Annotated in this window: 12 protein-coding genes; 1 reads left to right on the top strand and 11 read right to left on the bottom strand. The window is 44.5% G+C overall.

Annotated features, from left to right (window positions below; genetic code table 11):
• Positions 1-135: 135 nt before the first annotated feature.
• The 7 genes from serA to pheS all read right to left on the bottom strand — a co-directional run bounded on the left by serA (position 136) and on the right by pheS (position 9565).
• Positions 136-1725, bottom strand: a complete 1590-nt coding sequence (gene serA, locus JHC35_RS02950; RefSeq protein WP_295041886.1) for a phosphoglycerate dehydrogenase — start codon at positions 1723-1725, stop codon at positions 136-138.
• The gene (locus tag JHC35_RS02945; RefSeq protein WP_295041885.1) at positions 1725-2210 is read right to left on the bottom strand and encodes a hypothetical protein; all 486 of its coding nucleotides are present in this window, start codon (positions 2208-2210) and stop codon (positions 1725-1727) included. The genes serA and JHC35_RS02945 overlap by 1 nt, the downstream gene beginning before the upstream one ends.
• A 5-nt stretch (positions 2211-2215) precedes the next feature.
• Positions 2216-3871 carry a 30S ribosomal protein S1 gene (locus JHC35_RS02940; protein ID WP_295041884.1) on the bottom strand — a complete coding sequence of 552 codons (1656 nt, stop codon included), beginning with the start codon at positions 3869-3871 and terminating at the stop codon, positions 2216-2218.
• 273 nt (positions 3872-4144) lie between these two features.
• On the bottom strand, positions 4145-4975 hold the full coding sequence (locus JHC35_RS02935) for a 4-hydroxy-3-methylbut-2-enyl diphosphate reductase (protein WP_295041883.1): 831 nt from the start codon (positions 4973-4975) through the stop codon (positions 4145-4147).
• Positions 4972-6249, bottom strand: a complete 1278-nt coding sequence (aroA, locus tag JHC35_RS02930; protein ID WP_295041882.1) for a 3-phosphoshikimate 1-carboxyvinyltransferase — start codon at positions 6247-6249, stop codon at positions 4972-4974. Before aroA ends, JHC35_RS02935 begins: the two co-directional genes overlap by 4 nt.
• Entirely contained in the window at positions 6246-8576 is a 2331-nt protein-coding gene (pheT, locus tag JHC35_RS02925) for a phenylalanine--tRNA ligase subunit beta (RefSeq protein WP_295041881.1), read from the bottom strand. The genes aroA and pheT overlap by 4 nt, the downstream gene beginning before the upstream one ends.
• Positions 8573-9565 carry a phenylalanine--tRNA ligase subunit alpha gene (gene pheS / locus JHC35_RS02920; protein WP_295041880.1) on the bottom strand — a complete coding sequence of 331 codons (993 nt, stop codon included), beginning with the start codon at positions 9563-9565 and terminating at the stop codon, positions 8573-8575. The genes pheT and pheS overlap by 4 nt, the downstream gene beginning before the upstream one ends.
• A 159-nt stretch (positions 9566-9724) precedes the next feature.
• Between pheS and JHC35_RS02915 the strand changes: the two genes are divergently transcribed.
• The gene (locus JHC35_RS02915; RefSeq protein ID WP_295041879.1) at positions 9725-10081 is read left to right on the top strand and encodes a histidine triad nucleotide-binding protein; all 357 of its coding nucleotides are present in this window, start codon (positions 9725-9727) and stop codon (positions 10079-10081) included.
• A 97-nt stretch (positions 10082-10178) separates the two neighbouring features.
• Here the strand turns inward: JHC35_RS02915 and JHC35_RS02910 are convergent, their stop codons facing one another.
• From JHC35_RS02910 to JHC35_RS02895, 4 genes are all read right to left on the bottom strand, one after another.
• Positions 10179-10643 carry an OsmC family protein gene (locus tag JHC35_RS02910; RefSeq protein ID WP_295041878.1) on the bottom strand — a complete coding sequence of 155 codons (465 nt, stop codon included), beginning with the start codon at positions 10641-10643 and terminating at the stop codon, positions 10179-10181.
• A complete protein-coding gene (argH, locus tag JHC35_RS02905; RefSeq protein ID WP_295041877.1) occupies positions 10640-12025 on the bottom strand; it encodes an argininosuccinate lyase in 1386 nt (461 codons plus the stop codon). The genes JHC35_RS02910 and argH overlap by 4 nt, the downstream gene beginning before the upstream one ends.
• A 126-nt stretch (positions 12026-12151) precedes the next feature.
• Positions 12152-12487: a cytochrome c gene (locus JHC35_RS02900; RefSeq protein ID WP_295041876.1), complete on the bottom strand. Its 336-nt coding sequence runs from the start codon at positions 12485-12487 to the stop codon at positions 12152-12154.
• A gap of 98 nt (positions 12488-12585) precedes the next feature.
• Positions 12586-14400: a menaquinone biosynthesis decarboxylase gene (locus JHC35_RS02895; RefSeq protein ID WP_295041888.1), complete on the bottom strand. Its 1815-nt coding sequence runs from the start codon at positions 14398-14400 to the stop codon at positions 12586-12588.
• Between the last annotated feature and the right edge of the window lie 7 nt (positions 14401-14407).

Raw genomic sequence — 14407 nt, 5'->3', positions numbered from 1 at the left:
TTATCATTAAATTTGGATATTGTTCACGTATTAATCATTTACTGGATAGATAAAATTGAAGTAACTAAAAATTATACAAAAGAAAGATAGCTGGATTCCCGATCGAGTCGGGAATATCGCGGGAAGAAGAGAAAATTAGATACGAGCGTAAGAGACGCTGATGCAGGCGTTAAGATTTGAGAGTTCTTTGAGTGTTTTTTCGCTGACCGCAGAATCAACGATGATAACCGCTAACGCTTCGCCACTGCGGTTGCGTCCGAGACGGAAATCAGCGATATTAACGTTGTGAGCGCCAAGTAAAGTGCCAACTTGACCGATCACACCCGGAACATCGGTATTTTTGAAAAGGATCAGATTCCCCGTCGGCTCAACATCGACACCGAAACCGTTGATGTCAACGATACGTTGAACGTCATCACCGAACATAGTTGCGCTAAGTTCAATAGCTTCTTTATCGGTTGTCAATTTCACCGTTACAAGGTTCTTGTATACCGGACTCTCTGGAAGCTCTTCTACTTCCACTTTGATTCCACGCTCTTTAGCAACAAAATCGGCATTTACGTAGTTGATTGTTTCACCTGACATCTCAGCCATAGCACCGACAGTCGCAAATGTAGCCAAAGACGGAAGATACTCGGCAATATCACCACGACCGCTAAGTTTAATCGATACGATCGGAGCTTTGTTAATTTGTGCGCTCAAGAAACCGATTTTTTGTACCATTTCAAGGAATGGCTTAACGAACGCAGGAATTTTAGTCTCATCGATCGGCAAATTCAATGCATGAGGATAAGCAATCCCTTTTGCCGCTTCGATCGCTTGCTGTGCCGCTTCGACAGCAATGTTATATTGTGATTCAAACGTATTGGCACCCAAGTGTGGAGAAACAGTGATGTTATCCAAATCCAGAAGTTTGTTGTCGGTTGCCGGCTCTTTGTTGAATACGTCGATACCCGCAAAACGGATTTTGCCTGATTTTAGCCCCTCATACAGCGCGTCTTCGTCATACAATCCACCGCGCGCACAGTTGATAAGAACCACTCCGTCTTTCATTTTGGCGATTTCATCCGCACCGATCATACCGATTGTCTCTTTGTTTTTCGGTGTATGAATCGTAATAATGTCGCACGCTAAAATATCGTCGAAGTTAGTGGTGTATTTCACACCCACATCCGTCGCTTTTGAGGGGTGGATATACGGGTCATACGCGATAACATCCATCTCGAACGCTTTAGAACGGATACCTACACGGCTACCGATGTTACCGAAACCGATAATACCGAGTTTTTTCCCTTTGAGTTCATACCCGTACCATTTTTCACGTTTCCAAATGCGTTGATTTTTCAAATGATCGTGTGAATACGGGAACATACGCATACATGAGAGCATGTGTGCCATAGTGAGTTCAACCGCAGCAATGGTATTTGCCGTTGGGACGTTCATAACAATAATCCCCTCTTTCGAACATCCTGGAATATCCACGTTATCGACACCGACACCGGCACGAACGATTGCTTTCATTCTCCCTTTTACCGCATTGATAAATTTATCATCAACATCGGTAGAACTACGGGTAATTGCAACATCCGCATCTTTGATAACGTCCAAAAGAGCGGTTTTATCCATATCGGCGGCAAAAATCATCTCAACTTGATCGTCGCGACGAAGAAGATTTAATCCCTCTTCATGGATATGGTCACATACAACAATTTTAAATTTTTCCATTATTTTTCCTCAGTATAAGGCGAAAATGTCGCCGTGATTTGGTAGCTTTTTAGTTTGGTTACAAGAGATTGCAGTTGCTCTTTGTCTGCTGAATCAACCGTGAGAAGTTTCGCATCCCCATCATTTTGTATAACATAAGGGAGATCGGTTTTTTTCAATTCATCTTTGCACTGCAAAAGCTCATCCGAATTTTTTGGCTTAATCGTCAGCCGGTATAAATCCAAATCGTTACTTTTGTCTCCCATATCGAGTTTTAGCGTAACTTCGTTAACGGGATACAAATAATTATCTTCTCCGATTTTTGAAAAATGGCTGATCCAATCTCCGATGCGATCTTTTAAACCGATCGAAGAAGAATTTTCATCCGTTTCTTCGGAGGAATGGAGTTTGGGGGCAGAGGGATTAATCTCCACCAAAAAAAGGGCGATAAAAAGTGCTACACAAAAGGCGATTAAAGGAACCAGCCAATACGCAGCACGTCGCATGAAATTTATTTCAACTGATCTTTAATCAAATCACCAAGGCTGTGTGAGTCGTTATCGTTGATCTCGTCTAACATTTTTTGATCGTTCAGACGCTCCAATTTTTTCACAGAGAGACGGATACGGTCGCGTTTTGCATCGATAACCAAAATAGCCGCTTCGATCGCCTGACCCACCTCAAGATCTTCGGCAACCAACGGATAAAGGTCTTCGTTACGGATAAGAGCGTCAACGCCCCCTTCCAATGAAACGAATACGCCGAAATCTTTGACGTCGCGAACGGTCGCCTTGACCACTTCGTTTATCTTGTGGTTCGCTGCGAATTGATCGATCGGAGACTCTTCAAGCGATTTACGGTTCAAAGAGATTTTCTCGTCTTCCGTATTGATTTTTGCGATTTTTACTTCGATCTCATCGCCTACTTTGAGAGTATCTTTACATTTGACGTTTTTGTCCCATGAAAGATCTTGGTTATGCAACAATCCCTCTACTCCGCCAACTTTGACGAATGCCCCAAAATCGGTCAAAGAGGTAACAGTACCTTTTACTACGTCACCCTCTTTGCATTTTTTGGTGAACTCTTCAAACGGTTTGGGTTGAAGACGTTTGTACGATACACGCAATTTGTGCGTTTTCGAGTTGATTTCGATTACTTCTACATCGATCTCTTGACCGACTGTCAAATAATCTTTAGGGTGTTTGATGTTTTTATCCCATGTAATTTCTGAGATATGCAAGAATCCTTCGATGTCGTTTCCAAGGTCAACAAAAATACCGTACGGCTCGATGTTGCTGACGGTAACGGTGATGGTATCACCCTCTTCCAACGCCTCTTCAACTTCTTGCCACGGATCGGATTGTACCGCTTTGATCGAGAGTGAAAGGTGACGTTTGTCTTTGTCGTATGCGATCGCTTTTACATTGACAATATCACCCTCTTTGTACAATTTAGACGGGTTAACCGGCCCTTTGTAGCTGATTTCATTGTAGTGCACCAAACCATCAATTCCGCCGACATCGACGAACATACCGTAGCTGGTGATTTTTTTGACGGTACCTTGGATAATTTTATCCTCTTCCATCAACGCATCGATCACCTCTTTTTTGCGTTTGCGCTCGTCATTGAAAAGTTTGCGGCGAGAAACAACGATTGACGCCTCAGCCGGATCGATTTTAACCACTTGTGCTTTGATCGTTTTACCGACCACTTGGTCAGTCTCTTTGAACGCAGCAAGTGAACGAGGAAGGAAGAAATGGACATCGTCCGCTTCCAAAAGGTATCCACCTTTGTTTTTCTTGGTCACCAACGCTTCGATCACAACCGATTCAAAATCGTCTTTGTGTGCATTGATAAACGCAAGTGTTTTCTCTTGCTCAAGCACTTTTTTGTATGAAATTTTTGGACGCTCGTTATAGTGCCCCATTACCATTACCGTAATTTTATCGCCGACATTGAACAAAAGTTTGCCCTCTGCATCACGAATTTCATCGAGTGAAAGGATCCCTTCGAGTTTCTCACCGACGCCTACCAATGCGCGATTATCACCCTCTTGGATCTCTACTACTTCACCCTCAGTAATGCGTGTAGATTCTTGCTCTTTGAAAGATGCCTCTAACATCTCAGCAAAATTTTCTTCTTCGAACGATTCGTTATCGAAAGCCATACCTATTCCCTTGTAACTAAAAATTGGCTGATTATAGCGAAAAAATGCTTGATTTTGATTTATTTACGGTTATCTATGATTATTTTATGAAACAATGGACATATTTTCTCCTCTCTACAACTTGTGTACTTTTCTCGCTTTCTGTGTACCAATTATTGTAGCTAGATCACGTTCAGATGGCTCTCTTTGAGCGAATCCAAAAATGTACTCCCCGCCACTAAAAGTGAAAAGATAAGAAAAGAAAAAAGAGAAGGATAGATTTCGACGAAAAAATCATTCGTTGATAGTTTGAATTGCCCCAACAACGTCGTCGATAATCCAATCAGGGGTTGAAGCTCCGGCACTGATTCCACAAAACAGTTTATTCAAAAACCATTCGAATTTCAAATCATCTTTACTTTCGATATGATAACTATCTGTGCAATACTCTTTGGCAATCGAATGAAGCTGTTTAGTATTGGAAGAGTTCTTCCCTCCGATAATAATCATGACATCGGCTTTTTGCGCCAAATCACGTACCGCATCTTGGTTGTCGAAAGTTGCATTACAGATCGTGTTAAAAACACGAACCTCTTTGTGCTTTGCCATCAATTTTCCAACGATTTGCTGATAATCTTCGATTTTTCGGGTTGTTTGGGCAACGGTAGCGACTTTTTCGCGGAGTTTGAGATCATCAATTTCATCGGGGCTATTGATCACGAACACATTTCCGATCGCGTAGCTTTTAACCCCTTTGATCTCAGGATGCGATTCATCCCCAAATATGACGATGTCGTACCCTTGTGCAGACATCTCTTCGACAATCTGTTGCGGCTTGGTCACATAAGGACATGTTGCATCGACAACATTGACATTGCGTTCATTCAAAACTGCAAGCTCTTGCTTCGGGATACCGTGAGTACGGATAACCGCCGTATTCCCTTCATGAAATGAATCGAGATTTTCGCTCAAAGCGACGTTAAAATCGTTTTTAAGGCGATCGATCTCGTTGGCATTATGAATAAGCGGCCCGTACGTTGCGGAGTTTCGGTTCTCTTCGGCAATCTTAATTGCCCGTTTCACCCCGAAACAAAAGCCGTAACTCTCCGCCAACTCTATTTTCATCGCTCAACCTTGGTACACAACTCTAAAAGTTCAAAAAAGTTCGGAAATGAGGTGTTGATACACTCGATATCTTCTACTTCCATACCGCATCGAAGCCCCGCGATTAAAAAGCTCATTGCGATACGATGGTCGCCGTAACTGTTGACACACGCACTTTTGAGTTCGCCGCCTTTAACAGCATATCCGTCAGGATACTCTTCAGTTTCAATGCCGCAAAGATTTAAATTGTCCACCACGGTCTTAATCCGATCTGACTCTTTAACCCGTAGCTCTTCGGCGTTTTTGATAACGCTTTTCCCCTCGGCACACGCCATGGCGATGGAGAGGGCAGGAAGTTCATCAATAAGCCATGCAATATTCTCTTCGACCGTAACGGCATGAAGCGGTGCGTGTTCCACACGAATCATCCCGATCGGCTCATACCGCTCATCATTAAGGGTATAGGTGATCTTTGCCCCCATTCGCTCCAAGACTTTAAATGCTTCGATACGAGTCGGATTAAGGGTAACACCTTCGATAACCGCCGAAGCGTTAGGGGTAATAGCGGCCGCCACCGCAAAGAAAAAAGCACTTGATGGATCGGCGGGAACACGGATATTAAGAGGCTTAAGGGGCTGCTCAAGCGGCCAAATTTTTGTCTCAAGACCATTGATCTCTACACGCGCGCCCATACCGCGTAACATCCGCTCCGTATGGTCACGACTGAGTTCAGGCTCTTTAAACGTACACACACCATCAGAACGGAGTGCCGCAAGCATCATCGCACTTTTCACCTGTGCTGAAGCGATCGGAGAGATATAGTCGAACGCTTTGAGCGAAGCTCCGCGAATGGAGAGCGGAGCAAGGTCGCCGTTATTACGCCCGTCCAGCTTAGCTCCGATAGAACGTAACGGTTGTGTGACCCGCTTCATCGGACGGCGTTTGAGGTATTCGTCTCCTGTGAGGACAAAATGCCCTTCCGCAGAGCTGAGAAGTCCGCAAAACAGACGCATCCCTGTACCGGAGTTACCGCAATCGAGGATCTCGGAGGTCTCTTTGATCCCGTTGGAACGGATCGCAATTGTTTTACCGTCGTCCGTAATTTCAGCACCCAAATGACCGACGATTTTGAGGGTATTGAGAGTATCTTCGGCACGGAGAAAATTCTCGATTTTGCTTTCCCCCTCCGCTAAAACCGAAAACATCGCACAGCGGTGTGAAATCGATTTATCCGGAGCGATCGCATCGCTTTGAAAGCTAAAAGAGCGAGCAGGAGAAACCTTCGCGGACATCATCTCAAACCTGCCCCAAGTTCATCGCGCAATCCGCCGAGGATCCATTCCATCGCAGCGTTAATATCCTCTTCTTCGAGCGTTTTTTCATCCGATTGAAGGACAAAACGGAGGGTCAAACTCATTTGATCCCCCAAGCTTTCGGAAACATATCGGTCCACCGGATAGAAACGGCGGATTTGAGGCGATGCGTGTTTTGCAATAACCGCTTTGATCGTCTCGTACGTCACCTCTTTGGAGATAAGAACACTGAGATCGCGATACGAGGCTTGGTATTTCGAATACGGTTGCGCTTTGACCAAGGCATATGGCAAGGCATCCATATTGAGTTCACACATAAACGTTTGTGCAAGATCAAATTCCTCCTCCACCTGTGGATGAACACGGAAAAGTTCTCCCGCTTCTACGCCGTTGATAAGCACTTTGGCACACACATACGGATGTGCCAATAAGTGACTCGGCATATGGGATACCAGTTCGAATGAACCCGCAACATCGGCAATCAGTTTCGTAAACGCCGCGAAATCGATTAGCGCAGGTTTCCCGGCATTTGCGATTTTGTCGCTTTCCAATGCTCCGGAAACGATAAACCCGATACGTTTGCTCTCTTGGCGGTTTGTATCAAAAACCATCCCGGCTTCAAACAAAGCAATCTTCTTTTGATTGACTTTGACGTTTGCCGAAGCAGAATTTAAAAGTCCTACCAACAACGTCGGACGCAACGTGTCAAACGTCGCCGTAATCGGGTTAAGAAGCTCTTTATCCTCATCGGTGCAAACAAATCCGTATTTTTCAACTTGTGCACGCTCGTTAAAGACGAAATGAACCGACTCGTAAAAGCCGCTTTGTGCTGCACGTTGACGGTAAAGACGTGTTTTTTTGTACTCCGCCAAATCATCACCCATTTGATTTTTTTCAGCAAAAACAAGCGGTTTTGATGGGATATTGTCGATACCGACGATACGAACAATCTCTTCAATAATATCTTGCTTATTCACAATATCGTGACGAAATTTCGGCACTGAAATCGCAAACGTTGAACCTTTCGGTTTACCGATATCCAACTCGAGGTTTTTGAAAATTTGGGTAATTCGCGTTTTATCGATTTTAAGACCGATAAACGATTCAAACTCCTCTTCAACCATGCTGATCAAACGGGGCTCATATGTCGTTGTCAATTCTATGTTACCGCCATATACTTGCGAATCCGAATATTTTTCAAACAATTCGTTCACATACCGAATCCCGATCGCAAGACTCGGCTCACTACCGCGTGATGTACGGTAATAATGAGGACAACTTGCTACTTTATGCTCTCCCATTTTCTTTGCGATAAGATCCGGGGCAATATAACTCGCTTCAACGACCACCAATCCCTCTTGAGCAGTGAAATGAGCCTCTTTTTCTTGAGAAACTCCAATGACAGAAACCTTCTCTTTTCCGTACAGTGCCGCATAACCGTTTTCATCGTTTTGAAGCGTTATAACACCCTTATTTTCCGCATCTCCAAACTTTTCAAACGGATAGGCGCGTAAAATTACCCCCGTAGCATGCGTCGCATAGAGCAACAGCGCATCCACAGCCGTAGTATACGTCTCTTCGATCATCGCCAAACGTAATGCAATGATGAACGGTACTTCAAAATTTTTAACGTCTACCGCACCGAATAAAAGATCGGTGTTAAACGTTTCACCGTGATGAAGCTGTAAAATACGCCCGATCCCCAAACGGTTCTCTTGATCATCTTTGGTATTTTTTTCTCTCAAAGGACGAGAAAGTGCAGCACGCAAGTCACGAGCAATCCCGTGGATACTGAGACAATCCCCGCGATTGGCAGTCAACTCAATTTCAATAATATCGTCATTGAAAACCGCATACTCATTGAGATTTTTCCCAAGTACCAACTCGCCGATACTCGCATCAAGGATCATAATCCCCTCGCCCATTGACGGCAAACCGATCTCTTTAGCGGAGCAGATCATACCATGTGAATCTACACCACGGAGTTTTGCTTCTTTGATCTTCAGCCCGCCCGGAAGCTCCGCACCGACAGTTGCCAATGCAATGTGGATTCCTGCACGGACATTCGATGCACCGCAGACGATTTGGCGGACTTCAGTTCCGACGTTCACTTGACACACATTGAGTTTATCCGCATCGGGATGTTTTTCACATTTTTCGACAAATCCGACTACCACACCGTCCGCAACACGGATCGCTTCGTGAGCGTCGACTTCCAATCCGATCGCATTGAACGTTTTGCACAACTCTTCCGCGCCGATACCGTCCAGATCGATCCATTCATTCAACCAATTTTTTGTAACGATCATCTAAACTGCTCCAATAATCTCGTATCACCCTCAAACAATGAGCGCAAATCACCGATACGGTGAATCAACATCGCAAAACGCTCGACCCCAAGACCGAACGCATACCCGCTGACATTTTCATATCCGACTGCTTTAAAAACATTCGGATCGACGATACCGCATCCGAGGACTTCAAGCCATCCGGTTTTAGAGCACACACGGCACCCTTCGCCACCGCAAAAAATACAGCTGATGTCCACTTCTGCTGAAGGCTCCGTAAACGGGAAAAAGCTCGGTCGGAAACGGACGTTGACATCACCAAACATCGTTTTGAGAAAGTCTTCGAGAATAAATTTGAGATTGGCGAACGAAACTTTCCCCGCCTCTTCAACGACAAGACCTTCAACCTGATGGAACATCGGTGTATGGGTGATGTCGTAATCACGGCGAAATACCGCACCCGGCGCGATCATCCGAATCGGCGGTTTTTGACTCAGCATCGTGCGGATTTGTACCGGTGAAGTGTGGGTACGCAAGAGCATCGAATCTTTGAAATAAAAGGTATCTTGCATATCACGTGCAGGATGGTATTTCGGAAGGTTCAACGCTTCAAAATTGTGAAAATCGTCTTCCACCATCGGTCCTGTTTTCACCGAAAAGTTCATCGCGACAAAATGCTCGACAATGCGATCCATCGTCTCCATAACTGGGTGCAATGAACCGCGCTCGGTTGTTGCGCTGTAGAGGCTGACGTCGATCGCTTCAGCTTTCATAGTCGCTTGTAAATGCTCCATTGCCAAAAAGAGTTTACGATCGACCAACAAAGCATTCAATCCCTCTTTATGGATGTTCAGCTCTTTTGCGAATGTCCCTTTTTCAGCATCGGGAATATCTTTCATTCGGGCGAACTCGGCGTTCATAATCCCTTTTTTTCCAAAAATTGCGATTCGGATCTCTTCGATTTTTTCAATCGAGTCGGCCGATTTTATAGCGTCATACCACTCTTGCAAAATAGAGTCTCCATGGTGATTTTCTGAAAGCGTTAAAATAGATCTTTACATTATTCTGAAAGAGCTTTCAATTTAGAGGATATTGTAGTCAAATCTCTTTTATAAATAGCTTCAAGCGATCTTCTATGTGCTACAATAGCATAAAAAAAGAGGTTTAATATGTGCATTTTCTGCAAAATAATCAATAAAGAAATCCCCTCCAATGCTGTTGCCGAAAACGACGAATTTTATGCCTTTCACGACATCAATCCAAAAGCGCCCGTACACGTTTTAGCCATTCCGAAAACTCATTATCAAAGCTTCAATGATATTCCCGGAGATGCCATGGGGAGAATGGCGACATTTATGCAAGAGGTAGCGAAAGCGTGCGGAATCGATGAGAGCGGGTATCGTATCATCAGCAATATCGGAGAAAACGGAGGACAAGAGGTAGGACATCTACACTTCCATATCCTCGGCGGAGCGAAGCTCAAATGGGGTCATTTTGCGGATGCCGATCCGAAAGACTTTTTTTAATTAACACCGATTTTCGTTTGTGGTGAGCTCACGTGCCTTTTGGGTATGTCGAACCATGAACGCACCCTTCGACAAGCTCAGGGCGAACGGAGTTTATTTACGCGTTGCACCCTTGCAAAGCACCGAAATCAACACTGCTTCCGCCACCGCTGATCATCTCTTCGTTTTCACGGATAATGCTCCCGTTATGAATAATCGTATACGTAATTGCTGTCGTATCGCGAATCGTATTGATCGTTGAGCAGTAGGTCTCGACACTCGCCATGACCCAACGAGCCGCTGTGGTGTCGTCCGCATCCGAATCGAACGAATATTCCAAGTGCAATGTATTGAATTTTCTCGGAGGGGTTTCGTTTCGTACCACTTCTCCCGAAACGCTCAAATTTTTGACGGTATTGCCGCTTTTTTGAGGAAGCATCACAATGTCAGTAGCCGTACATCCAATCAATCCGCTCAAAAAATACTCGATCGGAGAGATTTTTGGACAATCAATGATAAAACTGCTCTTTTCCGTTTTCGCTTCAAAGCGCATTGCATCCTGATGGGAAACGGTAATCTTCATTGCACATCCTTGAGATAATGATCAAAATAGAGGATTTGCTCCAACGTTCGTACCTCTGCCGTTCCCCCTTGGGAGATACGTGCATTCATCGAATGTTTGATCGCCAAATAGCCCAAAACATCCTCTTTGATTCGCTCATCAATCGCTTTGAGTTCTGCATAGGAAATATCACTCAGGTCGATTCCCAACACTTCGGCACGAGCCACCGCGCGACCCGTAATGTGGTGCGCTTCACGGAACGGTACGCCGCAATGTTCAACCAGATAATCGGCCAAATCAGTCGCGGAGAGGTGACCGAGTTTACACGCTTTTTCCATGTTATGCGGTTTGATCGTCATCGTTTTCAGCGCTTCTCGGAGAATTTCGAGGGAGATTTCAGCGGTTTCAACACTGTCAAACACCCCCTCTTTGTCCTCTTGCGTATCTTTGTTATACGCCAAAGGAAGCCCTTTCATCACCGTCAACAGTCCCATAAGATTACCGAATACACGTCCCGTTTTACCGCGAAGAAGTTCAGGAACATCGGGATTTTTCTTTTGCGGCATGATGGAACTTCCGGTTGAGTATTCATCGGAAAGTTCGACAAAACGGAACTCATAGCTCGACCAAAGGATAATCTCTTCCGCCAAACGGGAGATGTGCATCATCAACGTCGAAATATTGAACAAAATTTCCAACGCGAAGTCACGATCACTCACCGTATCGAGACAGTTGATACTGACCGAATCGAATCCCAAACTTTTTGCGGTCATTTCACGGTTAATATTGTGCGGTGTTCCTGCCAATGCGGCGCACCCTATCGGAGAGATATTATTGCGTGCCGCGCTGCTCTGAAATCGTTCGCAATCACGTTTGAACATCGAAACGTAAGCCAGTAAATGGAAAGCAAAGTTGATCGGTTGTGCATGCTGCAAATGGGTCATCCCAGGTAACAGGGTCGATGTATGATCGCGCGAAATATCGAGGAGCACTTTCATAAGCGCTTTGATTTGATCGGCAATCTCATGATTTTTACGCAACACATAGCGGCGAAAATCGAGGGCAACCTGATCGTTTCGGCTACGCGCCGTATGCAACTTTTTCCCCGCATCGCCGATGATTTGAGTTAAGCGTTTTTCGATCGCCATATGGAGATCTTCATCGCCGATTTTCCACTCAAACACACCCGCTTCAATCTCTTGAAGTACTTGAGCCATACCCGTTTCGATCAAATGTGCCTCATCAAACGTCAAAATCCCTTGATGTGCCAACATTTTGGCATGGGCGATTGAGCCTTCGATGTCTTCTCGGTAGAGTTTTTGATCAAACATGATCGATGCGTTAAATTTTTCTAATAAGGTTGACGCGTCCTGTGTGAAACGTCCCGACCACATCTTTTCCATGGTATCTCCGAAATATTTTAATATTATGCACCAAAGCTTCAAAAATAAAATTTTTGAGAACTAATATGGTATTTTAACGAAGTTTGGTTTAGAAGAAAATCATCCCATAGGGATGTGAAGATTTATTTAATTACAGGCAGGAACGTTACCGCTGTCTTTGGCATATTCGACTAAAAAGTCTTCAAGATGTTTCGCATTTTTTGTGTACGCACGATTATTGAAATAAACCCAAGACGGTTCCGCTTTTTTCGAGTTCAAGTGGATTTGAGCCAAAACTTCACCATTATTATCCATAATCTTTTTCCACTCGCGCTGCTTTTTTGAACCGGCCAATGCCTGTCCGCCGCCGTGACACTCTTTGCATGTTTCGATATATATTTTCTGTCCTTTATAGGTTGCGGCATTGAGAGCACAAGAACCGGCCAAAAGTGTTATCACTACTGTAGCATAAAAAGTGCGCATTGAACTATATTCCTATTCTATCTAATTGATAAATACTACATTAGCAATAATAATAAATTGCTTAATCGCTATTTCCCCAATAAAGGGTTATTTAGCTCTTAGAGCCGGTATTTCTGCTCTAACTTCGAATCTAAATCCCAAACACCCAATGCTTTTAACCGCTCAACGACGGACACGGTACATTCAACGTCTCCTGGCCATTCACGCTCAAACCCATCAACACCCGTTTTAGTCGTTCCGTCAATCGCCACGATCGACTCACCGCGATAAACGTCTCGCGCCGCATCCATATTATTGGTAATACGCCAAATAAGCATGTAAGGGTTATGGATATCATTTTTTGCTTCATCAACAAAAACAACTACCCGTAAATATTGGCCAAGAGATTCCAACTGAGCCATCAAAGGTTTCAGTGAGCGGTGTTTTTGAATGCTGATAGCTGTTATCGGGTTAGCCGTATGACGCATATACTGAGTTGCTCCCGTTATTTCAGGGATAATCGCTTGCAACTTTTGCAATAATAACGGGCTCTCAATCGATTCGGGTCCTACCGGCGAATACGATGCCGTAAAATCGATCCCCAATTTTCCGCCGACCAAACTCTCGGGACTGGAGTGATCGAGTGCATCGGTAATCCCCTCGGAAATAAAGAGACATTTCGGCAAAAAGCGATTGAGAGCATATGTTACCAATGCTTCGTAATTATTGAGTTTCGGTGCATCTTCTCCAAAGAAAAGGGCGTGTTTGACGAAACTCATTTGTCCTGAGCCCCAAAAAATATGCATAAACTGTTTGGCATGCCCTTTATACAACGGTTTCATTTTTGCCAAAATAAGGTTATGAAACACCCCGTTTTCCGGCATATGATAATCGATCAGATCGGCTGCATTGGTTTTAAGCAGCGGTAAGAAAATACGCTCTGTCGCCCATCCCATATATTTATCTTCAAGCGGTGGTTTCCCGACAACCGTTGCGAGATAATAGGGATCTTTACGGTGTGTAAGGGCAGTTACTTCCAGCTCAGGATAGAACTCTTTTAGGGTGTAATACCCCGTATGATCCCCAAACGGTCCCTCTTCACGTAATTTTGCCGTATCGACCCATCCCTCGATAACGAAATCAACATCTTCAGGAATGAAGAGCGGCGTGGTCAATGATTCCACCAATTTCGGTGACTCTTTTTTGATCAATCCGTACAGCAATAATTCATTCACTCCATAGGGCAACGGAGCGGTTGCACACCACGTATAGAGCGGATCACCTCCGATGGCGATAGAGACGGGCATTTTTTTCCCTTCACGCTGATACTGGTCAAAAAAGTGAGACGAATCTTTGTGGATTTGCCAATGCATCCCCAAATGGTTCTTATCGTACACTTGGAGGCGGTACATTCCCAAATTGACCACTTCACCGTTGAGACTTTGGGTATAGACTTGTCCCATCGTAATAAACGGTCCGCCGTCCTCTTCCCATGTTGTAAGAATCGGCAAATCGTAGAGATTAACCTCATCGCCTTGTTTCACGATCTCTTGGCAGCTTCCCCGTTTCGGAAGTTTTTTCGGGAAAATATCTTTCATGGCAAACAGATCGCCAAGCATTCCGATTTTCTCTTTGAACCCTTGCGGCGGTTTCATGTGAAGGAGTTTCTCAATCTCGGTTGCCACCCCCTCAACGTCGCGTCCAAATAGCAATTCAGTACGGCGATACGATCCGAATAGGTTCATCACCACCGGTATTTCAAATTTTTTACCGCTCTCTTTATCAACGGGGTTCGTAAATAAAAGCGCTTTCCCGCCGTCAAGTTTTTTGACTTCGGCGTAGGCCAAATGGGGGATCTCAAGCTTTATATCCAAAGGGGCATCGATAACACGGAGTTCCCCGTTACTTTGAAGCAGATCAATCGTTTTTTTCAGCGTCACA

Origin of the sequence: Sulfuricurvum sp. (assembly GCF_022759005.1) — a bacterium.
Lineage (GTDB): Bacteria > Campylobacterota > Campylobacteria > Campylobacterales > Sulfurimonadaceae > Sulfuricurvum.
The sequence above is the reverse complement of the archived record's forward strand: the minus strand, read 5'-3'. Positions and strand labels throughout refer to the sequence as shown.

Excerpts from the sequence above, each read along its gene's own strand:
- serA (WP_295041886.1), bottom strand. The coding sequence starts at position 1,725 with ATGGAAAAATTTAAAATTGTTGTATGTGACCATATCCATGAAGAGGGA.
- JHC35_RS02945 (WP_295041885.1), bottom strand. The coding sequence starts at position 2,210 with ATGCGACGTGCTGCGTATTGGCTGGTTCCTTTAATCGCCTTTTGTGTA.
- JHC35_RS02940 (WP_295041884.1), bottom strand. The coding sequence starts at position 3,871 with ATGGCTTTCGATAACGAATCGTTCGAAGAAGAAAATTTTGCTGAGATG.
- JHC35_RS02935 (WP_295041883.1), bottom strand. The coding sequence starts at position 4,975 with ATGAAAATAGAGTTGGCGGAGAGTTACGGCTTTTGTTTCGGGGTGAAA.
- aroA (WP_295041882.1), bottom strand. The coding sequence starts at position 6,249 with ATGATGTCCGCGAAGGTTTCTCCTGCTCGCTCTTTTAGCTTTCAAAGC.
- pheT (WP_295041881.1), bottom strand. The coding sequence starts at position 8,576 with ATGATCGTTACAAAAAATTGGTTGAATGAATGGATCGATCTGGACGGT.
- JHC35_RS02915 (WP_295041879.1), top strand. The coding sequence starts at position 9,725 with ATGTGCATTTTCTGCAAAATAATCAATAAAGAAATCCCCTCCAATGCT.
- JHC35_RS02910 (WP_295041878.1), bottom strand. The coding sequence starts at position 10,643 with ATGAAGATTACCGTTTCCCATCAGGATGCAATGCGCTTTGAAGCGAAA.
- argH (WP_295041877.1), bottom strand. The coding sequence starts at position 12,025 with ATGGAAAAGATGTGGTCGGGACGTTTCACACAGGACGCGTCAACCTTA.
- JHC35_RS02900 (WP_295041876.1), bottom strand. The coding sequence starts at position 12,487 with ATGCGCACTTTTTATGCTACAGTAGTGATAACACTTTTGGCCGGTTCT.